The sequence below is a fragment of the Pseudomonas sp. H1_F01 genome, from assembly GCF_054681425.1.
Genome location: NZ_CP162823.1, coordinates 2,397,711 through 2,420,203 on the forward strand (window position 1 = coordinate 2,397,711; position 22,493 = coordinate 2,420,203).

The following is a 22,493-nucleotide window of genomic DNA, read 5'->3' on the forward strand; positions in this document are numbered from 1 at the left end:
AGATGCCTTGTAGCAGATTCTCCGAAAGCGGCGCAGGGATTTCGGACGGTCGTGGCGAGGTAGCAAACGCCCTCGCCACAGGTATACACCGCGTCCCTGTCAGTGCACATCCCCATACTCAACCAGCGTCAATACCTGCGCGGTCCGGCCGTACGCGACCTTGGGCACGCCCGCCAGGCGCTTGTTCAGTACTTGGGTCAACGACTCGCCTGGCCTCAGGCTGGCATCGCCAAAATCCTCGTCCAGTTGCATCGGATGCACGATGACCTCAAGCGAGCCATATGCCGGTGGCGCGGCGTAGTCCAGGTCGGCCGGGGTGCAAACGTAGTCCGCTGTCGCACCGCACAGGCTGCGAATGCGCCGGTTGAACAGGGTTTTGAAGATACGCTTGGGCGGGGTCAAGTTCGCCCCCAGGTTGCGCGCCAGGCGCATGGGCACGCCTTGCCTGGCGGCGAAGCGGGCCACCAGTTCGCCGATGGGCCAGATGTTGTGCACATGTTGATGGGAGTCGAGATGGCTGGGACGCAGGCCGCGGTCCAGGCAGTGTTGCCATTGCGCCTGCAGTTCATCTTCCACTGCCGCCAGATCCTTTGAACCCAGGCGCAGGCAATAACGCGACAGGTTCAGGTCGAACTGGCCATTGGCGTCGCAAAAAACCGGGCGCGAGGTGATCGCCTGGCCCAGCGGCGGGCCGTAGCTGAGGTTGAAATGCAGGCCAACGTGGCCGTTGAGCAGCGGTTGCCGGGCCATTTCACACGCCTGCTCGAAACCCGGCATGTTGGCCATGGCCGTGGCCGAACTGATCACGCCGGTCTCGAAGGCCCGCAGGATCAGCGCGTTCTCACTGAGGCTGAGCCCGAAGTCGTCAGCGTTGACGATCACTTGACGCGGCATCTGTCTTCTCCTGGTTTTTAGGGGGGGACGATGCCGTCGTCGCGGTCGGTTTGCTTCGGCGTTTGCCAAACCATGGCTTCAAGCTTTTCCAGAGTCGCAAGGCAAATCCCAGAAGCAAACCACCGGGCTGCCATGAATAGAAACTCCAGCGCCAGTGTTCCAGTTGGCCGGTCATGCGTTCGTGTAACTGATGGCTGGAGTTCTCCAGGCTGACCCGTGATGCGTCGATCCAGCGCCAGTTTTCGTCCAGCCCCCAGCGAATCCACTCCTCGAGCAACACCCGGCCGCTGCCCAGGTCGGCATGCTGCGGCAGGAACGCCAGGTTGTAGTCGTACAGCCGCCCCTGGTCCAGCAGGCCGAGGCGATAGCTGATGCATTCGCCGTTCAGCTCCAGCATCACCACCCGCACCAGGCCTTGGGCGGCGAGGGCGGTGAAGGCGAGGTTCATCCATTGCCGGCGCCCGGGGTCGGCGAAGATGCCGACGCCTTCCTCGCCTTTCCAACTGGCCGCCTCGACATCGGCGAGGGTCCGCAACAGCTGGCCCATGCTGATGGCGTCCGGTTTCACCCGGAGGATCTCGGCACCGCAGGCAGCGATCCGCTTGCGGGCCCGGCGCAACTTGTAGCGTGGGTCGCCAGAGATTTCCTGATGGTCATTGTCGCTGATCAAATGCACTGGCACCCGGCAACTCAGGCGGCGCTCTCCGGTGGAACTCAGCGCCATCCAGGCGCTGAGGACGCTTTGCTCACCGACCGGCTCGATCACTTCATTCAATTGCAGCAGTGCGTGGGGCAAGTGCTGACGGATCTGCGTCAGCGCCTGCCCCATGCCTTCGGCGTCCAGGCGCACCATCAAGGCGATGCGGTCGGCCAATGGATAACCCAAGTGACGCAACACCCGGAACCGCAGCCCGCCGATACGCTCACGCCCCGATACCAAGGGCAGGCACAGGCACAGTGTCTGGTCTTGCCAGCCCAGCAACACGTGCAGCTGCTGGTCCGGCAGCAGGGCGAATTCCGCCGCTTGCAGCCAAGCCAGGGTGTTGAAGGGCGTAGCGTCGGGCACCTGGGTTCGCAGCTGTTCATAAGCTGTCATGGGAAAGTCCTCGGCGCCCAGGGAGCGACACCATTGGAACCGGATCGCCATGGGGGTCAGGCCGCCGCAGTCGAAGCAACCGGCTGGGCCGGTTTACGAAAGGCGTCCAATGCCGAGCCGTTGTAAAGCGTGTCGTGGAAAAAACGCCAGCGACCGAACAGTCGATACATGTGGGTGATCTTGCCGCGCTCCTGGAAGCCCATGCGCAGGTGCATCTTGATCGCCGGGATGTTTTGCAAGTCGCAGACATCGACCATCGTGCTGCAACCTTTGTCCGCCATGACTTTCCACATCTCCAGCTGCATGTCCGCCGATATACTGGAGCCCCAGTATTTACGAATCGCCTCGCCACCGAACTGAAAGTACTCGCCAGGCTTGATCGGGAAGTTGCATTGGTAGAAATGGCGGTCGAAATAGTCTCGCGTACTGCCCCAGGCGAACCCCACGGTGTCGCCTTGATCATCCAGGTACATCAAGCCTGTGTAGCCTTCGGCGGCCAGTTCGCGCATGGTTTTGACGCGGTCGCCGAAATACCGGGCAAAAGCGTCGGCATTGCTGACCGTGATGAACTCCAGGCGCATCGGCGGGTAGGCCTTGAGGTTATGCGGGGGCAGTGGAGTGCGCACATCGTGTTCCAGCCACACCAGTTTCGAGTGGAGAAACACGTAGCGTCTGAGCAGCTGTTTGAAGACGGCGCGCAGGCCTTTTTTCTGAATGCGGTCACGCAATTTCTGCAGAACGTTCATGGTGCCTCCTGACGGGTGGCGGGTTGGGGGGAAACGGGAGCGGTCCAGCTCAGGGCAAACAGGCTTTCTCCTGGCAGGAGAAAGCGGATCTGCCCGGCCTCGCAGTTGAACGGGGCGCTGAGGCTATGGTTGTCGGGGCCGAAATACACCAGCTCGGCTTTCGCCTGGGGGCAGGGCACGCCGTCCAGGCTGACCTGTTGCGGGCGGGTGCTTTTGTTCACGCCCAGCAGGCCGCGTCTTGCGTCGGTGGCCATGGCCAGCACGTCGACTTCAAAGGCGTCGTTGTCCAGGCGCAACACCTGTTCGAGCCAATGCTGTTGGATGAATTGCTGGGCCAGCCCCACCGGCTTGAGTTCCAAGCGCTGGTTGTCCAGCACTCGCACCATGCCTTTTGGGTACTCCGGTTCGTCGGCGGACTGGAACCAGTTGAGCATGTCCAGCCAACCGTCCGCCGAGGCATTGATCACCACGGACGTCCACCACAGGGCGGCGTAATGGGTTTCCTGGTCGTAGGGGCTCAGGCTCGAGCCGCTGGACATGTTGGTCTGATCCAGCAACAAGGCCTTGCGCGGCCGGCCGTTACTGTCCAGGCCCACCAGGTCGGCGGCGCGGCGCACGCTGTTGCGATAGACCCGGGTCGCCAGCAGGTCGCGGATCATCCATTCGTGCCAGGCCAGGGCGTCGATCTGGTCACTGGACTCGGCCAGCAAGCGTCGCGCCCAGTCGATCCCGCGTCGATCAGCGGCGTTTTCCGCCAGGGGACCATTGGTGAACCGGGAGCTGGCCGGTATGGCAATGCGCACCCCGGCGCGGGTGTTGGCGGGGTCGGCGCGAACCTGGCTGGCCATGCTCTTGAACACCTGCTGGAAGCTGGCGAAGTCCGGGTAGTTGAGGTTCGGCTCATCGGCGAAACTGAGGTAGTGGAGGCCTTTGCCGTCCATGGCGCGAGTCGACTTGAGCCAGGCCTGCAAACCGCTGGTGCTGACGCGATCGGCCTGCAGGTCGGCCTTGCGTGCGCTACCGGCCAGCAGGGTGATGTCCCGGGTAATGCCGAAGCGGTCCTGGTACAGGCGCCGGAACCTATCTTCGTGGTCCGGCTTGGCAGCGGTGACGTCGACAAAACTGTAATAAGTGGCGGCCTGGGGCTTGAGGGTATCGATTACCGGGTAGGCAGAGGGCGGGGGCATGGCGTAGGGCAGGGAAATGCCCAGTTTCGGGGTTGTTCCCAGGACGTCGCCATAGAGTTTCAGGTGAGCCTGCCCCGGGTCCTGGCGCAGCGGCTGCAGGTGCTCAGCGGTCTGGGCGAACAGGTTCGCCGTGCCGTCCAGCCAGAACGCTGCCTTGCCGTTGCCCTGCAACTGCAAACGCCAGGTTTGCTCGACGTTGGCAACGGGCAGGGCGACCTGATCGAACTGCCAATAGGCCGGGTATGGCTTGAGGTTCAGCTGCACCTGTTTGCCATCGGCGACGCGCCGGGCTTGCAGGCTGCGCACACCGCCGTGGAACTTGCCTGCCAGCACGGCTTGTTCACCGGGGGCGACCTTGAAGTACAACTCATCGCCGTCATGGGCTTCAGCGCTGAAATGCACCTTGGCCGGGGCGAACATTGCTTGGGTACGGGCGTCGTGCTCGACGGTGTAGCGGCGGAAACTGTAGCCGGGAATTTCCAGTCGATAACTGGCGGCTCCCGGCAGCAAGGGCCACTGCTGCTCGCCACGTTCCTGGGTCGCCTTGATCAAGCGCTCACCCACCAGGCGCCCCTGGCCGTTGAGCAGGTACAGGTGTTCTGAATTGGCGTTGGCCTGCCAGGCCGGGACCCAGCGCACGGTCACGTAATCCGGGCGGTCGGTCTGCAGGTACAGGCTGCCGTCGCGGATGCCGGTCCATTGCATCGCCGCGCCCTGGGCCAAGAAGGCCAGGCTCCAGAGGCACAGGCCAGCAGCCATTTTCCACCAACGCTGCATCGGCCCCATCGCGAGCAAGCCCGCTCCCACAGGGCAATCAGCAACCCCTGTGGGAGCGAGCTTGCTCGCGATGGCGGTTTGGCAGGCAACCACACTCATGCCGATTTCCCCAACAGCATCTGGCGCATCGGCAGCAAGTCGCTGGGCAGGATGATCAGTGTCTGCCACAGCGCCACGCCGCTGAGGCGGCAGTACATGGCCAGCAGCGCCACGGTCACGCCCAGGTAGGCGATTGAAGACGCGGCGGCGGCCCCGACGATGCCGTAGCGGGGAATCAGGATCAGGTTCAGCGCCAGGTTCAGCACTGCGCCCACGCCCATCAACAGCGAAACCGTGCCGGGGCGGTTCTTGCCCAGCAGATCCAGGCGCAGGATGCTCGCGTAGCACAGCCCGAACAGCCCCGGCAGTAGCGCCAGCAAGGCGGGATAAGCCGGCTGGTAGGCGGCGCCAAACAAGGTAACGATCAACCATTGACCGATCAGCGCCATACTCAGGCAGGCGCCGAGCATCACCGTGGCGGTCAGGCGCAGGGCCAGGGGCGTCAGGCGCTGCATGTCGCTGTCCTGTTGCAACAGGCGTTTCATCAGCGGCGTGGTGACAGCTTCGGGCACGATCAGCAGCAGTTCGGCGGCGGCGCTGGCCATGGCGTAGTGACCCAGGGCCGTGCTGCCCAGCAGGGCACCGATGAACAGGAAGTCCGAGCGCAGCAGCACTTGCTGGAACAGCAGGTCCGGGTGGCTGCGGGCACCGTAGCGCAACAATTCGTTCTGACCGGTGCGATCCCAGCGCAGGGTGACCACATGATCGCGGCGCAACCACACCCAACCGGCCAGCACCACCAGGCTCAAGCCGGCCAGCCAACTGATCAGCGCCGCTTCCAGGGCGGCGTCTTTCCACATCCAGAACAGTGCAACGAACAGCAGCAGGGGCGCCAGGGATTCCATCAGGCGCAAGGCATTGAAGGCGCCCACTCCGCCGCAAGCATTGTGCATCGTCAGCAGACCGCTCTTGAGCACGGTCAACGGCACGGCCAGCAACAGCAACCAGGCGAGCAATCCCAATTGCGTGGCGATGTCCAGTTCGCCGCCGAACTCGCGCACCAGCGCCACCACCAGCAAGGTTAACAAGCCAGCCAACAGGCAGCCGAAGACCAGCACCTGGCTGAGCAGCAGACCCATCGAGCGCTGCTGCGCCGCCTGATAACCCACGGCGGAATTCAGGCCACCGCTGGTGGCGGCGCTGATCAGGTCCGGCAGGGTGCTGAGCAAGGCGAACAGCCCGCGTTCACTGGGTCCGAGAATCCGCGCCAGCAGCACATTGCGCAGCAGGCGCAGGCCGATCATCGCCAGGCGCGTGCCCATGCTCAGTGCCAGGTGCTTGAGGTAATGAGCGCGGCTCATGGGCGTGTTCCTCGGCGAATGCGCCAGGCCAGTAATTCAGGGTGGTGGGCGTTGCTCTGGCTGACGCCGAAACGCGGCAGGTTCAGCGGGTCACCGTCGTTGCGATACAGCCCCGCCTCGGTGCCGAGGGCGAAGGCAAAACCGTGGGCCGCCACCTGTTGGCGTACCCGGGCATCGTGATCGCCGTTGGGGTAGCAATACACCGGCAAAGGATGGGCGCAGCCGTTTTCCAGGGCGATCCAGCTGCGCGTCAGTTCTTCGTGCAGGCGCTGGTCATCCAGCCCGGTCAGGATCGCGTGGCTGGCGCCATGGGGGCCGAAGCGGACCAGCCCGGAATCTTCGAGCATGCGTACCTGGGGCCAGTCCAGGGCCTGGGGCTGGGAACCCTGCGGGCAGGCGTCGGTGAGGTCGCTCAACGTGTGTGCATCGAGACTCTTGAGACTCTGCAGGTAATGCAGCAGCGCCAGGCTGCGGCGCTCGTCGTCGATGTCATCGAGCAGCACCGGCAACGGTCGGCCGACGTGCTGCAAGTGCTCGATCAATGAGCGCCGTGCCACCTGGCCATGGCTGCCCCAGAGGGTTTCACCGATGCTTTCCCACCAGAAGTGCTGGCGACTGCCGATGAAATCGGTGGAGAGGAAAATACTCGCTGGCACCTGGTATTGGCGCAGCAACGGAAAGGCATTCATGGCGTTGTCGCGCCAACCGTCGTCGAAGGTCAGGGCGACCCGCGGGCGGTTCGGAACGCTCTCAGGGTCGGCCAGCAACAAGCTCATCAGCGGCACACACTCGAAATGCCGTAGCAGCCAGATCAGCAGATGTTCAAACGCTTCGGGCCCCACGCACAGCTCGTTGCGATGGGGCAGTTCGGCGGCACGGTCGTTGTTCAGCACGCGATGGAGCATCAGGATCACGCCGGCGCCACGCAATGGATGGCGACCCAGGGACGTGTTCAGGTACAGCCAGCCGCCGGTGCGCTTGAAGACTTGTTTGATCGACATCGGCCGTACTCCTTAGCGATTCTGCTCGGGGTTCCACTGGCTATAGCGCTGGCCCCGCAGGAACTGCCAGAGCCCGATGCTCATGCCCGCCAGCGTCACCAGCACGAATGCGGCCAGGCGAAAGGGCCGGGGCAGGCGGTGGCGCGCGTCCATCAAACCGATCAGCGCCATGGTGTAACCGAGCAATTGCGCCACCAGGCTCAGGCGATAGAACGGATGGTCGTTCCACAGCCAGGCATTGCTCAGCAAGAGCGGCAGCAGCAACACCGGCGCCAGGCGGCGGATCAACTTGTGGCTGATCAACCCAATGGCGTAGAGCCCATGGCGCAGCGGGTTGAGCAGTTCCCGGCGCTGAGCCAGGCTCTGCAACCCGCCGACGGTGACCCGCTGGCGACGGCGAAACTGCTTGTCGGCTTCGTCCACACCCTGGTCGGTCACCCGGGCCATGGGGGCATAGACGATGGACTTGCCGGCGGCTGGCGCGCAGGTGCTGAGGAAAAAGTCATCGTTGACCTGGGCCGGTATCGGTTGGAACAGCACCCGGCGCAGGGCCAACAGCGCACCGTCGGCCGAGACCATGCAACCGGTGCGACTCTCCACCCGACGCAACCAGCCTTCGTAATGGCGATACAGGCTGTCGCCCAGGCTCAGGCCCTTGCCCGGCACCGGGATTTCCATGTGCCCGGCACAGGCACCGACTTCCGGATCGCCCAAGGGTGCCAACAGATGGCTGAGGGTGTCGCTGGCCCATTGGTTATCGGCGTCGGTGAACACCAGGATTTCGCCGCTGCTGTGGGCGACACCGGTATTGAGGGCGGCGGCCTTGCCCTGGCGCGGCAGGTCGAGCACGGTGATGCGCGGGTCGATCACCTTGCGTGCGCAGGCCACCGTGTCGTCGGTGGAGCCGTCGCTGGCGAGGATGATTCGCAATGAATGGGCCCGATAATCCTGGGCCAGCAAGGTGCGCAACTTTTCCTCGATGTGCCGCGCCTCGTTGTGGGCGGCAATGACGATGCTCACGTCCATCGGAAACGCCTTGCCGTAGCGCCGCATCGGAAACAGCGGCGCCAGCAGGCTCAACATCAAGGGATAACCGAGGTAGGCGTACACCGGCAGCAACAGGCACGACCAGTAAATGAACTCAGCCACGGGCAGGTCTCCTGGCATTCCAATGACACAGATTGAGCAGCAGTGCGGCGCCGGTCAGGTGCAGGCGCACCCCATGCAAGGCCCACAATTGCAAGGTCAGGCGCGGATCACGCCGGCTCTGGCGCAGGCTCAGGAACAAGGGTGGCAGGGTGGTGACCAGCAACAACGTCAGCGCCAGGTGCAATTGCCCCTGGAGCAACGCGAGCACCGCCAGCAGGTCCAAGCCCCAGGCGCCAATGGACAGCGCCGGGAAGCGCAGCAGGCGCAGGCTCGGGCCATGGCTGCGGAGCAATTGCAGATGGCTGCCCTGGCGCCACAGTTCCTTGCTCATCCACTCGCGCCAACTGCCTTCGTAGCCCCAGTGCAGGGCGACGCTTTCGTTGACCAGCAGCAATTGCGCGTCGGCCTGGCGCAGGCGCAAGGAGAAGTCCTTGTCTTCGCCGGTGCGCAGGGTTTCGTCGAAGCCTGCGACCCGTTCGAACCAGCTGCGACGCATCAACAGGTTGGCACTGGGCAGCCACTGCACCCGATGCAGGAGGCGTGACCCCGGACGTTGGCTGCGGCGCTGCCAGGCTTCGGCGAACCACGGCGCCTGCCGGGGCGTGTCGAGGTCCAGGCCGAGTACGTCGCCCTGGTGGCCTTCGAGTTCCAGCAACAGCTTGAGCCAGTCGGCCGGCATCTCGATGTCGGCATCGATGAACGCCAGCCAGTCACCCTGGGCGACGGCAGCACCGCGGTTGCGCAGGGCGCCGATGTGCACGCCTGGCACGATCAACACCCGTGCCCCCAACTCGTTGGCAATGCGCGGGCCATGGTCGTCGGAGCCGTTGTCCACCACGATCAACTCACATGCCAGGCCTGCCTGGCGGGCGGCTTCCTGCGCTGCGTGCAGCGTACGGCCGATGTGTCGGGCCTCGTTGTACATCGGGATCACAATACTGACGCAGCTCATGGACGAGCCTCCTGCGGCGCGGCCTGCTCGGCGTCGTAGCGCAACACACTGGTGAGGGCGAGCATGATCCACAGCAACTTGTGGTTCGGCGCACTGAGGAACATCAGGAACAACGCCAGCGAGAGGAAACTCATGCCCAGGTGCGTCAGCAGGTCCGCTTGCGCCCAGTCCCGGCGTTGCAGCCAGAGCCGACGGGCGTGCAGCAGGTTGTACAGGCCAAGGCCGATCATGCCGACGAACATCAGCCCGCCCGGGACGCCGATTTCGCTGAAGATTTCCAGGTAGGTGTTATGGGCCCGGCGATACAGGTCCCCCAGCTTGCGGTTGGCCGAGAACGCCTTGGCATAGCCGGTGGGTGCGTAGTGCAGCGGAAAGGTCCCGGGGCCTGAGCCGAGTATCGGGTTTTCGCGGATCATCTGGCTGCCGACGACGATGTACGAGGCGCGGCGGCCGAGGGATTCATCCTGGTGGGCGCTGGCGCCGGCGCTGAGGATGCTCAACGACTGGATGCGCGCGACATAGCCGGCCGGCATCACGGCGATCGCCAGGGGGATGATGAGCGCCAGCCCGAGCATGGCGAAGCCCAGGTGCCGTGGGCGGATGCGCGGCAGCTGCGCGCGGTAGTGATACAGCCCGATCATCAGGCTGAGCATCAACACCACCAGCCCCGAGCGCGATTCGGTCTTGGTCATGCCGCCCAGCAGCAGGATGAAACAGCCGCCCCAGAACAACCGGTGCAGCAAGCTCGGGCCGCGCACCACCAGCAGCAACGCCAGCGGCACGGTAAAGGCAATCAGCAGGGCGAAAGTGTTCGGGTCTTCCAGCAGGCCGGACGCGCGGCCCTGGTCCTGGTACTTGGCCGAGAACATCGCCAATACGCAGGTGGTGGTGACGCTCAAGGTCACCAGGCGACAGAACAGGTCCAGGTTCAATTCACGACCGATCAGCAGGGTGATTACAAACAGAATCAACCCCACCCCCAGTTCGCGAAAATGGGTCATGGACAGGCCCATGTTTTCCGACAACATCAGGCTCAGGCCATAGAGCACCATGAAACCGATCAGCGGCCGCCAGATATTGCTGCGCAGGCGTGTCCCGGGAATCTGGTGCACCGCCAGTTGCAACATCAGGATCATGATCAACGCCAGGCCAAGGAATTTGCTGCCGGAAAAGGCGTTGTCCTTGAACAGGCCTTCGAACGGCACCAGTGCGGCAATGCCCAGCAAACCCCAACCGGGCTTGCGGTACAGCACGGCGACGCCGACCAGGCCGAGCACAGCGCCCGGTGCCAGGAACGGATAAGGGCTGGCCAGCAGCGCCAGGCATACAAGGCCCAGCAGGCTGACGATCGAGAGTGGGACAATCATGAGCGAGCCTCCCGTGCCGTGCGGATGTAAAGCTGCGACCAGCGTTCGGCCAGCGTGCGCAGGTCGTAGCGGTCCCGTTGGGTGCGGCGTGCGTTATCGGCCAGGATCCGCGCCAGGGGCGGTTCGCTGAACAGCGTTTCGATCTGCGCCGCCAGTTCCGCGCTGTTGGCCGGTGCCGCGAGCAGGCCGTTATGACGGTCCTGCAACACGTCGGGAATGCCGCCGACGCCGAACGCCACCACCGGCACGCCAGCTTGCATGGCTTCGAGCAGAATCATCGGAGTGCCTTCGGTGCGCGAGCTGATCACCAAGGCGTCGAGGCGACTCCACCAGGCGTTCATGTCGGTCTGGTAGCCCGGCAATTCGATGCGCGTGGGCAGTCCGGCGTCGGTGATGCGCTTGAGCAGTGCCTGGCGTTCCGGGCCGTCGCCGAGCATCACCGCGTGCAGCGATGCATGCTTCTGGCACAGCGGGATCATGGCGTCGAGGAACAGGTCAGGACCTTTCTCGCTGCTCAAGCGGCCGACGTAGCCGACCCGCCAGCGTTGCTTGTCAGAGCGGTGGGCCAGTGGCGTGCTGGCCGCTGGCAGGCCATTGGGGATGACGTCGAGTTTTTCCGCCCGCACGCTGGCCCGGCGATGCAGCGTGGCAATGCTCTCGGCCACGCAGACGACCCGCTTGACCGAGGCGGTGCGGCACAGTTGCAGGCTCAGCCAGGTATAGAAACGCTGCTTGGGGCTCCTTGGGGTGAAGCCATGCTGGGTAATCACCAGCGGCAGGCCCAGCAACGTGGCGGCGGACCAGCCGAACAACAGCCCCTTGAAGTTGTGGGTGTTGATCAGCGGCCGGTCGTCCCGGCGCTGGCGCAGGTGCTGCAACAACTCGGCCCAACTGACGCAATGACGGCAATCGACCCCGGCCTGGCGAAAACGCGTGATCAAGGTCGGTGGCGCCGCCAGGAACAGCACCTGGTGCTGCCCGGGTGTCGCCAGGCAATGATCGAGCAGCATCCGCTCGGCCCCATAGAAGCCGCCGCTGTCGAGCAGATGAATGATCGACAGGGGGCTGCTGTGGCGGGGCGGGCCGAACGGCGCGTTCAATTTCGCACCCAATGGACAAGGCTGGGCAGGCTCCAGTTGCGGTGCGGGTTGACCTTGTCGGGGGACTGCTCGTTGATCACCAACAGCACCGGCACATCCAGTTGCTGGGTGATTTGCGCTGGATGCTTGAAGCGATGGTCGAAGAACTCACGCACATAGACCAGGGCAATCGCCAGCAGCAGGCCGCTGAACATGCCGAAGGCAATGATCAGCATCGGCTTGGGAAAGGCCGGGGCGGTTGGTTCGAACGGCGGGCTCAGGACCCGGGCGTTGGACAGGTCGTTGTCCAGCGAACGCGCGGTGCTGGCTTCGGCGAACCGCTGGGCATAGGTGGAGAACGCCGCATGCAGGGCGTTGATCTCGGTGTCCATCTGCCGCAGCTTGCTCTGGGTTTCCTGCAATTGATGGATACGCTGCTTGAAGGCGGCGATGCGTTCGATCTTCTGGTTGATCACCGAGCTGACGACGGCCAGGTCGGTGGTGCGTTCCTGGATCCGGTTGTTCACCACCTTCAGGAACTGCTGGCGCGTGCGGACGATCTGTTCCCGGGCCAGCAGCATCGGTTCGCTGCCGGGCTGGAAGATCGCCAGGTCATTCATGTAGCGGCTGACCTGGCTGGTCAGTTGCTCGCCCAGCTGTCTGATTTCCCGGTCTTCGAAGGCAATGTTGTCCACGGTGGTGGTGAAGGTGAACGGGAAGGTGTAGTCGTTGAACCGCGAGCTGTTCGCCGCCGCGAGACTGGTCTTGAGGTAATCGAGCCAGCGTTGGCTTTGCAGCAGGCGATCCTGGTACAGGTTCAGGGCCTGCTCTTCGGTATTGATGGCGTTCAGGCGGAAGGTGACTTCTTCCTTGGGATCGGACGAGCCGATGTTTTCAAGCAGCCCCAGCCGGTTGCCTTCCAGGCCGTCGAGACGGGTCTGGTATTGGGCTTTCTTCTGCTCATAGAACGTCTGTGGCAGCTCGATCGATTGCAGGTCCTGGCGGCTGCTGAGGTAGTTCTGCAGCAGTTGCGCCACGAACCGGGTGCCCTGGGCCGGGTCGCCGAAACTGTAGACGATGGAGATGACGTTGGAGCCGGGCAGGGTCTCGATCTTCAGGTTTTCGATGGCCTCGTCGGTCAGCGTATCGAGCACGGTGTCGCGCACCGGATCGACCTCCAGCCCCAGGCCATCGCGCAACGGGTTGATGACGTACTCGCGCAGGGGCTGGGTGATGTAACGCTTGAAGGGATCGCTCACCCACTTGTTGAAGATGCCCGGGCTGGGCGTGTATTCGCCCTGGTCGCGCAGGGTGCTGATGGTCTGCCGGATCAACGCCGGCGAGCGCAGGATATTGCTCTCGGTTTCCATGTCCGCCAGGGACGGCGGGATGAAGGTGGCGTTTTCCTGGTTCAGCGACGTGGTGGCGTCGCCCTGGGAGAGTTTTTTCGACTGGACGATCACCTGGGCGGTGATATCGAAGCTCTGCTTGAGCATCAACGGCAGCACCAGGGCGATCACGGCGAAAATCAGGAAGATACGCTTCACCCACTGCTTGTTGGCGAAGAAGATCCTGAAGAACTCATGCAGATAGTTTTCCTTGGGGTTCATGTCAGGTCACCTGGGGTCAGTTGCTGTTGCTGCCTTTGTTGTCGACGCGGTAGCCGAAGCTGAACCCCACGCCCTGGAACAGCACTACGTCGGCCAGTTGTCTGGCCAGTTCGCCGGCGCTGGCTAGCTTGGTCTTGGGCACGAAAAGCATGTCTTCCGGTTGCAGGTAGGCGATCTGCGAGGCGTCACCGCTCAGGGCTTTTTCCACGTCATAGTGGCGGGCTTCGACCAGGTTGCCGTTGCGTCGCATGATCACCACCGAGTCGAGCCGGGCCTTGACGTTCGTGCCGCGGGCCAGCGTCAGGGCTTCAAGCACCGAGATCGGCCGGCGGATCGGATAGGAACCGGGCTGGGCCACTTCCCCGAGGACGTAGATCTCGTTGCCGGCGGTGGACTTGAGCAGCACATCGACGGTCATGTGGCCTGGCAACTGGGCGTAGCGCTCGTTGAGGAAGGTCTCCAACTGGTTGACCGTCATGCCTTGCAGCGGCACGGAACCGATTTCCGGGAAGCTGGCGTAACCATCCCTGCCCACGGTGATTTCCCGGCTCATGCCGGTGCCCGGGTGGGTCAAGGTGTTGCGCAAGTTGGTCTCGCCGGACAGCGGACTGGTCACCAGCACCGTCAATTGGTTGCGATTGGGCTGGAACAGCATTTTCTGGTCATAGGCACGCTGCACCGCCAGGCGGGCTTCGTCGGTGGTCAGGCCGGCGACTTTCACCGAGGTGTTGGCCCCAGGCAGTTCGATAGTGCCGTCGGGCATCACCTGTTGCGTACCGTTGAGCTGGCTGGCGGCCGTGAAGTTCAGGGCAACCTGGTCACCGGCCTGCACGCGATAGGCTTGGGAGCCGGTGGTGCTGATGTGGAAAATCACATCCAGCACGTCCTGGGGCCGCAGGGTCTGTTCGACCTTGGGCATGTCGGTGGCCTGGGCGTTGGCCGGCGGGGCCGTGAGGATCTGCACCGGCATCGAGCGGGTATCGGTATTGCTGGAGCAACCGGCAAGCGGCAGCAACAGCAGGACAAGCATTCTGGCGTTCATCTCGTCATCCTTTTGCAGGCTTACAGGTTGTTGTAGAGCCACTTGGGCATGTAGTACTTGCGGCGATTGAACACGCTGCCTACCACTTTCGCGCCGGCCTGGGACAGGCGCTGGCGGGCGGCCTGGGCCACTTCCCAGCGAGTGTCTTCACCGCGCACCACCAGCACCACGCCGTCGACCTGGGTGCTGAGCACCAGCGTGTCGCTGGCCGAATACACTGCGTCGGCGTCGATCACCACAAAGCGGTATTGCGCCGCCAGTTGCCTGAACAGTGGGCGCAGTCGCTCGGGGCTCAAGCGTTCGGCATTGCGACCCAGGCGCCCATGGGGCAACACGTCGAAGGGCAGGCTGGACGCCTGCACCACGCAGTCCTGCAACAGGGGCGGGGCGAGGCTGTTGAACAGCAGGTCGGTAAAACCGCGCTCCTTGTGCAACGACAGTTGCTGGCTGAGGTTGCGCGGTGACTGGCTGGCATCCACCAGCAGTACGCGACCGTTGCTCATCTGCGCCAGTTGAGCAGCCAGCGCCATCGCGCTGGTGCTGGTTCCGGTGCCGGTGTTGGCGGCCGTCAAAAGCAGGATCCGCAGGGAAGGGTCGAGCACGGTCGAGGTCAGGTTGGTCTCGCTCGGGCTTGCTATGGTCAGGATATTGGTTGAACCGTCCATTTAACTCGCTCCGTGGCCGCTGAAAACTTTGAAGGGGGTAATCATCAGGATCTTCAAATCCAGCCACAGGCTTTGTTCAGCGATATAGCTGAGGTCCAATTCCACACGCTGGTCGAAGTCGATATTGCTGCGCCCGGAGATCTGCCAAAGGCCGGTCATGCCGGGATAGATGCTCAGGCGCACAAGATGGTTGTCCTTGTAGCGATAGGCGTTGAACGAGGTCGGCCGCGGGCCCACCAGGCGCATGTCGCCGGTCACTACATTGATCAGGTTCGGCAGTTCGTCGAGGCTGCTGCGTCGCAGGAACCGGCCGATGGGCGTGATGCGCGGATCGTTGTCGATCTTGAAGTCGATGGCATCGGCGCCGTGTTTGTTGAGGTGGCGCAGCGACTCCTTGAGAGCCTCGGCGTCGGCAACCATGGTGCGGAACTTGTACATGCCGAAGACTCGGCCGCGATAACCGGTGCGCTTCTGCACGAACAGCACGGGACCGGGGCTGGAAAACTTGATCAGCAGCGCCAGGCCCAGCAGCAGTGGGCAGAGCATCAGCAGGATCGCCAGGGCGCCGAGGCAGGCCACTACGCGGTTGGTGCGCGAGACGGTCCAGGGCCGACCACCGTCGCGACCGGTCAACCAACCTCGGCCCTGACGGTGGATGGCCGCGTCCAGGCGCCTGCGGTGGTCGGGATCGACACGCTTGTCGCGTCCGGGGGCGTTGATCTCGATGACTTGCTCATGTCGGGTCATGGATTCCTCCGCTGAGGTTGGGCCGCAAGCGTTCAGTCGCGAGCGGTGCGTGGGCAGGCCGTGCGTAGTAATCGAGGAACCACTGGATGAAGCGGCCCAGGCCTTCGTCCAGTTCGATACGCGGCTTGAAACCGGTGGCTCGTGCCAGGTCGCTGGCATCGGCGCAGGTGTTGAGCACATCCCCCGCTTGCAGGGGCAGCAGTTCGATGCGGGCGGTTTGTCCCAGGTGTTTTTCCAGCAGTGCGACATAGCTGCGCAGCGCCACCGGGTGCTGCCCGCCGATGTTGTAGATCCGCCAGGGCGCACGGCTGGTGGCCGGGTCCGGTTGTTCGTGATCCAACAGGGGGGTGACCTGGGGCGCACGGTCGATCAGGCGGGCGATGCTTTCGACGATGTCGTCGATGTAGGTGAAATCGCGTTGGTGCTCGCCATGATTGAACAGTTGCAGCACACGGTCTTCGACGATGGCGCGGGCAAACTGGATCGGCGACATGTCCGGGCGGCCCCAAGGGCCGTACACCGTGAAAAACCGCAGGCCGGTGCAGGGAATGCCGAACAGGTGGCTGTAGCTGTGGGCCATCAGTTCGTTGGCTTTTTTGCTGGCCGCGTACAGCGACAGCGGATGGTCGACGTTGTCCTGCACCGAATAAGGCGTGCGCGGGTTGGCGCCGTATACCGAGCTTGAGGAGGCGTAGATCAGGTGCTTGACCGGATAGCGACGGCAGTTCTCCAGGATGTTCAGGAACCCGGTGATGTTGCTGTCTACATAGGCCTGCGGGTTTTCCAGGGAGTAGCGCACGCCGGCCTGGGCGGCGAGGTGAATCACTACGTCCGGCCGCCGGGTCTGGAACAGTTCATCGATGGCCGGCGCGTCGACCAGGTCGATCCGCGCCAGGGGGAACTCGCCAGCCTGGTCGTTTACCCAGGTCACACGGTCGTGCTTGAGCTGCGGGTCGTAGTAGTCGTTGAAATTGTCCAGCCCGCACACCCGATGGCCGTCGCGCAGCAGTCGCAGCACGACGTGGGCGCCGATGAAACCGGCCGCGCCGGTGACCAGGATGTTCATGCTTGTGACCCGGGCAGCGGGGTGCCCGGCACGGTGTGCCGCAGCCCGATACCGCGATACAGCAGCCCGGCGGCGGCCAGGTGTTCGGGGTTGTACAGGTTGCGGCCATCGATGATCACCCGGGCGCGCAGCTTGCTGGCCAGCAGGTCGAAGTCCACCACGCGAAAATTTTTCCACTCGGTGCAGATCACCAGGGCGTCGGCGTCTTCCAGGGTGTCGTCGCGGGTGGCGCACAGGTTCAGGTCCTTGCGATAGCCGTAGAGGCGCCGGCATTCGGACATGGCTTCCGGGTCATAGGCGTGGACCCGGGCGCCTTCGCGCCACAGTGCTTCCATCAGGTAGCGGCTGGGGGCTTCGCGCATGTCGTCGGTGTTGGGCTTGAATGCCAGGCCCCAGATGGCAATCGATTTGCCGGCCAGGCCATCCTGGAATTGCGTCGCCAGTTTCTCGAAGAGGATGTGCCGCTGGCTGTCGTTGACATCGGTGACGCTGCGCAACAAGCGCAGTGGCATGCCGCTTTGTTCGGCGGTGTGGAGCAAGGCCCGCAGGTCCTTGGGAAAGCACGAGCCGCCAAAACCGCAGCCGGGGTAGATGAAGTGGTAACCGATGCGTGGGTCCGAACCGATGCCTTTGCGCACTGCTTCGATGTCGGCGCCCAGCCGTTCGGTGAGGTTGGCCAGTTCGTTCATGAAGCTGATGCGGGTGGCGAGCATGGCATTGGCGGCGTACTTGGTCAGTTCGGCGCTGCGGTTGTCCATGAACATCAGTTTTTCGTGGTTGCGGCAAAAGGGCGCGTAGAGCTCCGTCATCTGGTCGCGGGCCAGCGGGTCGGCGGTGCCGACGATGATCCGGTCGGGGCGCATGCAATCGGCAAGCGCACTGCCTTCCTTGAGAAACTCGGGGTTGGACACCACCCGCACGTTCAACTGCTTCAGGCCCCGCCGCGCCAACGCCTGGCGGGCGCATTCGGCCACCTTGTCGGCCGTGCCCACCGGCACTGTGGACTTGATGACCAGGGTGCGGTCGCTGTCCATGAAATCGGCGATTTGCTGGGTGACGGCCAGCACATGGCTCAGGTCTGCCGAGCCGTCTTCATCGGCGGGGGTGCCGACGGCGATGAAAATCAGTTCGCCATGGTTGACCGCGTCGCTGGCCTGGGAACTGAACGACAAGCGTCCGGACTTGATGTTGTCTTCGAGCAAGCTGGACAACCCCGGCTCGCTGATGGTGGGTACGGCTTGTTGCAGTTGCTGGATTTTTTTCGGGTCGATGTCGATGCACAGAACGCGGTGTCCGACGTCGGCCATTGCGGCCGCCTGGATCAACCCTACATACCCCGTACCAAATACGCTCACGTCCATTTTTGGCGCGCCTCGTAAACCGGTTGATGTAACTCGGATGAAACTGTTTAGAGGGGTATAGCGCAGCTTCAGAAAAGCGTGTCAGCAAAATGACAGTTGTCAGTGTTGGCAATTCAAGTGAAATCGGGCCTTTTGATATCAAGTCCTTGACTGTCTTAGTAAAGTGGCTGTTTTATTGGGCTTAACGGGAATTTGACAAAGCGATAAACGGTAGTAATCCATAGTTTTTTACATTTTGTGACGGGTTTTCGTGTCATTTTTGGGGTAACTTTTTTTTGACGCGTGGTGCGGTGAAGCATTTCTTGCGCTTTGAAAAACGGCTGCTAACGTGCAGGAACGAAGTGCTTTTGACACGGTGATCTGGTCGAGGAAAACATGGTCCGCTACCTCAAGGAATTGCTGCTGGTTCTGTACCTGCTCAAGGGATACGACTATTACCTCGACCGTCTCAACGCGTTGGGCCTGGGGTTCGCAACGTTGCTGTTCGGCGCCATGTTCGCGGTACTGGTGCTGGCGCTGTGGATGACTGCCTACATACGCCAGACCCTGGTGAGGCATGTGTTTGCCTTGGCGATGTTTGTTTCAGCAGTGTTTTTCGAGGTGTACACCCGGGTCACGGACAGTTACCTGACCTATAGCCAGTTCGTTTCGCTGGTGTACTCGGGGGGATTTATCCAGGAGGCGGCTTATCAGTACCGCGAGGTGATTGTCAGCGCGGTGATCAGCGGCTTGCTGCTGTTGTTCGGTATCGCGCTCAAGCCTCGGCGGTCGGTGCGATTGCCCGGTTATCTGCCGATAGCGGCGCCGGTGCTGGGCGTGTTGTTGCTCAGTGGCGTGTTGTTCCTGCGGGCGGGCGAGGGTGCGCGCGGCCTGCCGGTGATGTACACGCCGTTGGCCTATTTGAATCTGTTTGCCTACGAGTCCTTGCACAACACCATTGGCCCTCGGGAGCCGGTCACCCTGGTGCGACGGTCGTCTTCGATCGAGCAGGATATCGTGCTGATCATCGATGAAAGCGTTGGCGGCAATTACCTGGATATCAACGCGCCATTCGGCGTGCACACCGGCCTGAAGACGCCGCCCGAGGGGGTGGATATCTTCAATTTCGGCTATGCGGCCTCTATCGCCAATTGCAGCGTCGACACCAATGTCACCCTGCGCTATGGCGGTACGCGCGCCGACTACATACGCATCAACAGCACCCGGCCGTCGATCTGGCAATATGCCAAAAAGGCTGGTTTGCGTACCGTCTACATCGACGCCCAGCGCACTGGCGGCTACCTGCAGAACCTGATGACCGAGCTGGAAAAACAGGACATCGACGAATTCGTCCAATTCGACCATACCAGCGTGCGCGACCGCGACATGGCGGCTGCGGCGAAGTTGATCGAACTGCTGGGCGACGACCAGGCTGAACTGGTGGTGATCAACAAGGTGGGGGCGCATTTCCCGGTACACGACAAATACCCCGACGACTTCATGACCTACCGTCCGGCCTTGCCGCGAGGGCAGTTCCAGGAAGTGGCGGACACGGGCAGCCGCGATGGCTTCAACGGCCAGAAAGATGACTGGTTGCTGTACCGCAACGCTTACCAGAACACCCTGCTGTGGAACGTCGGCGAGTTCTTCAAGCGAATCTTCCAGCAGGGCGATTTGAGCCATGCCGTGTTGATCTACACCTCCGACCACGGCCAGGACCTGCACGAGCGCGGCAACCCCGGGCTCAACACCCATTGCGGCGGTGACCCGGTGGCGGAGGAGGGGTTAGTGCCGTTGGTGGTGATCCAGGGCTCACAGTTGCATGCCCTGGATTGGCGCCGAGCCTGGGCACAGAACAAAGACCGCTCCAGCCACTACAACATCTTCCCGACGCTGTTGCAGTTGATGGGGTACGACCCGGCCGGGGTTGAATCGGCCTACGGGAAATCCCTGAGCCAACCGACCGATGATGATTTCACTTTCAACTATCGCTTCAATGCGCGGTTGGGGGCGAAACCGGCTTGGAAACACATCGACTTGGGCGACATCGTGACACCGCAGTCCGGCCAGGTTGAGATGGCGGTGGGGCATTGACTGGCGCTGAGCTCTTGTTGATTGAGTACATATCCATTGCCGCGGTAACGGCCACTTAGGGTTTCGCCCTTACGGCGACTCACTTTTTTTCAGACGCCAAAAAAAGTAAGCAAAAAAGGCTTGCCCCACCACTCGGCACCTCGCTTAGGCTCGGTGTGCCCTCACTCCGGCATTGCTCCGTGGGCCGCCGCGAAGGGCCATCCATGGCCCAGAGTGTGTAAAAACCCCGAAGCCAACCCTTGCTATGATTCCCCAGGACTTCATCGCAAGGGCTGCCCATGAAACGCTTCATCCAAGGTGAACACCGAGATCAAACTACCTTGCTCCCCGAGAGCTTGGACGACTACGTCAGCGACACCAATCCGGTGCGCGTTGTCGATGTCTTCGTGGATGAGCTCGACCTGATCAGCTTGGGTTTTGACAGCGCTGTCCCCGCTAAAACGGGCCGACCGGCTTACCACCCTGCAGTCATGCTGAAGATCTACATCTACGGCTATCTCAACCGTATCCATTCAAGCCGGCGCCTTGAGCGCGAGGCGCAGCGCAACGTCGAGCTGATGTGGCTGACCGGTCGCCTGATGCCGGATTTCAAGACCATCGCCAACTTCCGCAAAGACAACGGAAAGGCCATTCGAGGAGTCTGTCGGCAGTTCGTCGTGCTGTGTCAACAACTTGGGCTTTTCTCGGAGCATTTCGTTGCCATCGACGGCAGTAAATTCAAGGCGGTGAACAACCGCGACCGCAATTTTACCAGCGCCAAGCTGAAGCGCCGGATGGAAGACATCGAGTCAAGCATTGCCCGTTATCTGAAGGCGCTGGATGAGGCTGATCGGGAAGAGCCCAAGTCTTCAGGGCCCAAAGGCGGCCTGGAAGAGAAAATCGCCAAATTGAAGGAGCAGATGAAGGCACTCCAAGCGATTGAAATACAGCTTGAAGCATCGCCGGACAAACAGATCTCGCTAACCGACCCGGACGCGCGCTCGATGATGATGACGAGCGGTCATGGCATCGTGGGCTACAACGTGCAGACAGCAGTCGATACCAAACACCATTTGATCGTTGCGCACGAGGTGACCAATGTCGGTCACGACCGTGATCAGCTTAGCTCGATGGCCCAGCAGGCCCGTGAGGCGATGCAAATCGAATCGTTGTCGGTGGTGGCGGACCGAGGGTATTACAAAAGCGTAGAAATCCTGGCCTGTCACGAGGCAGGGATCACAGCTTATGTGCCGAAAACACTGAGCTCGCGGGCCAAATTTGATGGCCGTTTCGGCAATGACGAGTTTGTTTACGACGCAGACAAAGATGTCTACGTCTGCCCCGCCAAGCAAGTGCTGATCTGGCGCAACTCTTACGTCGACAAGGGCAAGAAGCTGGACGTTTACTGGCACTCCAACTGCCGAGCCTGTTCGATAAAGGCGCAATGCACACCGGCCAGAGAGCGAAAAATTCGGCGCTGGGAACATGAGGCGTTACTGGAGGAAATGCAGGCCCGGCTGAACAATGAGCCGCAGATGATGAACATCCGCAAGCGAACGGTCGAGCACCCCTTCGGGACGCTGAAGCAATGGATGGGAGCGACGCATTTTCTGACACGGCGGCTGGCTGGGGTCAGCACTGAAATGAGCTTGAATGTGCTCGCTTACAATTGGAAAAGAGTGATGAAAATCCTTGGTGCGCAGGGTCTGATGAAGGCGCTGGCGGCCTGAAAGCCTGCCGTTTTGCCCCGTTAATCAAGCTATGAAGCCTTGCTAGCGTTCGTAGGGGCCGCTTGGAGCTACAGGAACCCTTCAGGTTTTAATCAGTTGGCCAACACCTGTCGGCACTACGTGCCGACGATGTTTTTTCTGTTTTTACACACTCTGGGCCCAGCGCGGCTAACCCGGCATCCATGCCGGGTTGCCCACTGCGCAATGCCTGCGTTCGGCCAGCGTGGTTTAACGGGGCGCCCAAGATCAAAAGCCAAAGCAAAGCAAAAACGGGAGCATGTCCAGCATCTATGTGGCTGAACCACCGCTATCGCGAGCAAGCTCGCTCCCACATTGGATCTTCAGCAGACACAAACTCCATGTGCACCTAGCCCCCCCTGTGGGAGCGAGCTTGCTCGCGATGAGGCCGGCATATCCAACATCCTCATCGACTGTGACACCGCCTTCGCGAGCAGGCTCGCTCCCACATTGGATCTTCAGCAGACACAAACTCCATGTGCACCTGGCCCCCCTGTGGGAGCGAGCTTGCCCGCGAAGAGGCCGGCACATCCAACATCTTCATCGACTGTGAC

At 62.3% G+C, this 22,493-nt stretch carries 18 protein-coding genes; 2 read left to right on the forward strand and 16 right to left on the reverse strand.

The window, feature by feature from the left end; translation table 11 throughout:
- Positions 1–99: 99 nt before the first annotated feature.
- From AB4O09_RS11070 to AB4O09_RS11145, 16 genes are all read right to left on the reverse strand, one after another.
- Positions 100–894, reverse strand: a complete 795-nt coding sequence (locus tag AB4O09_RS11070) for a ChbG/HpnK family deacetylase (protein WP_003203752.1) — start codon at positions 892–894, stop codon at positions 100–102.
- Positions 866–2,041: a GNAT family N-acetyltransferase gene (locus AB4O09_RS11075; protein ID WP_003203750.1), complete on the reverse strand. Its 1,176-nt coding sequence runs from the start codon at positions 2,039–2,041 to the stop codon at positions 866–868. Before AB4O09_RS11075 ends, AB4O09_RS11070 begins: the two co-directional genes overlap by 29 nt.
- Positions 2,042–2,046: 5 nt before the next feature.
- Positions 2,047–2,736 (reverse strand): GNAT family N-acetyltransferase, encoded by a 690-nt coding sequence (locus AB4O09_RS11080; RefSeq protein ID WP_003203748.1) that lies wholly within the window; start codon positions 2,734–2,736, stop codon positions 2,047–2,049.
- Positions 2,733–4,682, reverse strand: a complete 1,950-nt coding sequence (locus AB4O09_RS11085) for a hypothetical protein (protein WP_456006812.1) — start codon at positions 4,680–4,682, stop codon at positions 2,733–2,735. Before AB4O09_RS11085 ends, AB4O09_RS11080 begins: the two co-directional genes overlap by 4 nt.
- A 113-nt stretch (positions 4,683–4,795) precedes the next feature.
- Positions 4,796–6,100, reverse strand: a complete 1,305-nt coding sequence (locus AB4O09_RS11090) for a lipopolysaccharide biosynthesis protein (RefSeq protein WP_003203744.1) — start codon at positions 6,098–6,100, stop codon at positions 4,796–4,798.
- A complete protein-coding gene (locus AB4O09_RS11095; protein ID WP_003203742.1) occupies positions 6,097–7,101 on the reverse strand; it encodes a polysaccharide deacetylase family protein in 1,005 nt (334 codons plus the stop codon). Before AB4O09_RS11095 ends, AB4O09_RS11090 begins: the two co-directional genes overlap by 4 nt.
- A 12-nt stretch (positions 7,102–7,113) precedes the next feature.
- Positions 7,114–8,250, reverse strand: coding sequence for a glycosyltransferase family 2 protein (locus AB4O09_RS11100; RefSeq protein WP_013693802.1), 1,137 nt, complete (start codon positions 8,248–8,250; stop codon positions 7,114–7,116).
- A complete protein-coding gene (locus tag AB4O09_RS11105) occupies positions 8,243–9,202 on the reverse strand; it encodes a glycosyltransferase (protein WP_003203738.1) in 960 nt (319 codons plus the stop codon). The genes AB4O09_RS11100 and AB4O09_RS11105 overlap by 8 nt, the downstream gene beginning before the upstream one ends.
- Entirely contained in the window at positions 9,199–10,569 is a 1,371-nt protein-coding gene (locus tag AB4O09_RS11110) for an O-antigen ligase family protein (RefSeq protein ID WP_003203736.1), read from the reverse strand. Before AB4O09_RS11110 ends, AB4O09_RS11105 begins: the two co-directional genes overlap by 4 nt.
- Positions 10,566–11,669: a glycosyltransferase family 4 protein gene (locus AB4O09_RS11115; protein ID WP_460108186.1), complete on the reverse strand. Its 1,104-nt coding sequence runs from the start codon at positions 11,667–11,669 to the stop codon at positions 10,566–10,568. Before AB4O09_RS11115 ends, AB4O09_RS11110 begins: the two co-directional genes overlap by 4 nt.
- A complete protein-coding gene (locus AB4O09_RS11120; protein WP_003203733.1) occupies positions 11,666–13,258 on the reverse strand; it encodes a GumC family protein in 1,593 nt (530 codons plus the stop codon). Before AB4O09_RS11120 ends, AB4O09_RS11115 begins: the two co-directional genes overlap by 4 nt.
- A 16-nt stretch (positions 13,259–13,274) precedes the next feature.
- Positions 13,275–14,300, reverse strand: coding sequence for a polysaccharide biosynthesis/export family protein (locus tag AB4O09_RS11125; protein ID WP_003203731.1), 1,026 nt, complete (start codon positions 14,298–14,300; stop codon positions 13,275–13,277).
- A 20-nt stretch (positions 14,301–14,320) separates the two neighbouring features.
- Positions 14,321–14,965: a CpsD/CapB family tyrosine-protein kinase gene (locus AB4O09_RS11130; RefSeq protein WP_003203727.1), complete on the reverse strand. Its 645-nt coding sequence runs from the start codon at positions 14,963–14,965 to the stop codon at positions 14,321–14,323.
- Complete coding sequence (locus AB4O09_RS11135) at positions 14,966–15,712, reverse strand: sugar transferase (protein WP_003203726.1); 747 nt, start codon at positions 15,710–15,712, stop codon at positions 14,966–14,968. It lies immediately after the preceding gene.
- Positions 15,699–16,778, reverse strand: a complete 1,080-nt coding sequence (locus AB4O09_RS11140) for an NAD-dependent epimerase (protein WP_003203724.1) — start codon at positions 16,776–16,778, stop codon at positions 15,699–15,701. The genes AB4O09_RS11135 and AB4O09_RS11140 overlap by 14 nt, the downstream gene beginning before the upstream one ends.
- Positions 16,775–18,139, reverse strand: a complete 1,365-nt coding sequence (locus AB4O09_RS11145; protein WP_003203722.1) for a UDP-glucose dehydrogenase family protein — start codon at positions 18,137–18,139, stop codon at positions 16,775–16,777. The genes AB4O09_RS11140 and AB4O09_RS11145 overlap by 4 nt, the downstream gene beginning before the upstream one ends.
- Before the next feature lie 375 nt (positions 18,140–18,514).
- Between AB4O09_RS11145 and AB4O09_RS11150 the strand changes: the two genes are divergently transcribed.
- Positions 18,515–20,212, forward strand: coding sequence for a sulfatase-like hydrolase/transferase (locus AB4O09_RS11150; RefSeq protein WP_043042794.1), 1,698 nt, complete (start codon positions 18,515–18,517; stop codon positions 20,210–20,212).
- Between the two features lie 278 nt (positions 20,213–20,490).
- Positions 20,491–21,921: an IS1182 family transposase gene (locus AB4O09_RS11155; protein ID WP_212795278.1), complete on the forward strand. Its 1,431-nt coding sequence runs from the start codon at positions 20,491–20,493 to the stop codon at positions 21,919–21,921.
- Positions 21,922–22,493: the final 572 nt, after the last annotated feature.

What these genes read in the sequence shown, in the direction of transcription:
- AB4O09_RS11085 (WP_456006812.1), bottom strand. Translation starts at nt 4,682, where the DNA reads ATGGCTGCTGGCCTGTGCCTCTGGAGCCTGGCCTTCTTGGCCCAGGGC.
- AB4O09_RS11135 (WP_003203726.1), bottom strand. Translation starts at nt 15,712, where the DNA reads ATGACCCGACATGAGCAAGTCATCGAGATCAACGCCCCCGGACGCGAC.
- AB4O09_RS11120 (WP_003203733.1), bottom strand. Translation starts at nt 13,258, where the DNA reads ATGAACCCCAAGGAAAACTATCTGCATGAGTTCTTCAGGATCTTCTTC.
- AB4O09_RS11150 (WP_043042794.1), top strand. Translation starts at nt 18,515, where the DNA reads ATGGTCCGCTACCTCAAGGAATTGCTGCTGGTTCTGTACCTGCTCAAG.
- AB4O09_RS11090 (WP_003203744.1), bottom strand. Translation starts at nt 6,100, where the DNA reads ATGAGCCGCGCTCATTACCTCAAGCACCTGGCACTGAGCATGGGCACG.
- AB4O09_RS11080 (WP_003203748.1), bottom strand. Translation starts at nt 2,736, where the DNA reads ATGAACGTTCTGCAGAAATTGCGTGACCGCATTCAGAAAAAAGGCCTG.
- AB4O09_RS11075 (WP_003203750.1), bottom strand. Translation starts at nt 2,041, where the DNA reads ATGGCGATCCGGTTCCAATGGTGTCGCTCCCTGGGCGCCGAGGACTTT.
- AB4O09_RS11130 (WP_003203727.1), bottom strand. Translation starts at nt 14,965, where the DNA reads ATGGACGGTTCAACCAATATCCTGACCATAGCAAGCCCGAGCGAGACC.
- AB4O09_RS11105 (WP_003203738.1), bottom strand. Translation starts at nt 9,202, where the DNA reads ATGAGCTGCGTCAGTATTGTGATCCCGATGTACAACGAGGCCCGACAC.
- AB4O09_RS11155 (WP_212795278.1), top strand. Translation starts at nt 20,491, where the DNA reads ATGAAACGCTTCATCCAAGGTGAACACCGAGATCAAACTACCTTGCTC.
- AB4O09_RS11070 (WP_003203752.1), bottom strand. Translation starts at nt 894, where the DNA reads ATGCCGCGTCAAGTGATCGTCAACGCTGACGACTTCGGGCTCAGCCTC.
- AB4O09_RS11145 (WP_003203722.1), bottom strand. Translation starts at nt 18,139, where the DNA reads ATGGACGTGAGCGTATTTGGTACGGGGTATGTAGGGTTGATCCAGGCG.
- AB4O09_RS11140 (WP_003203724.1), bottom strand. Translation starts at nt 16,778, where the DNA reads ATGAACATCCTGGTCACCGGCGCGGCCGGTTTCATCGGCGCCCACGTC.
- AB4O09_RS11125 (WP_003203731.1), bottom strand. Translation starts at nt 14,300, where the DNA reads ATGAACGCCAGAATGCTTGTCCTGCTGTTGCTGCCGCTTGCCGGTTGC.
- AB4O09_RS11095 (WP_003203742.1), bottom strand. Translation starts at nt 7,101, where the DNA reads ATGTCGATCAAACAAGTCTTCAAGCGCACCGGCGGCTGGCTGTACCTG.
- AB4O09_RS11110 (WP_003203736.1), bottom strand. Translation starts at nt 10,569, where the DNA reads ATGATTGTCCCACTCTCGATCGTCAGCCTGCTGGGCCTTGTATGCCTG.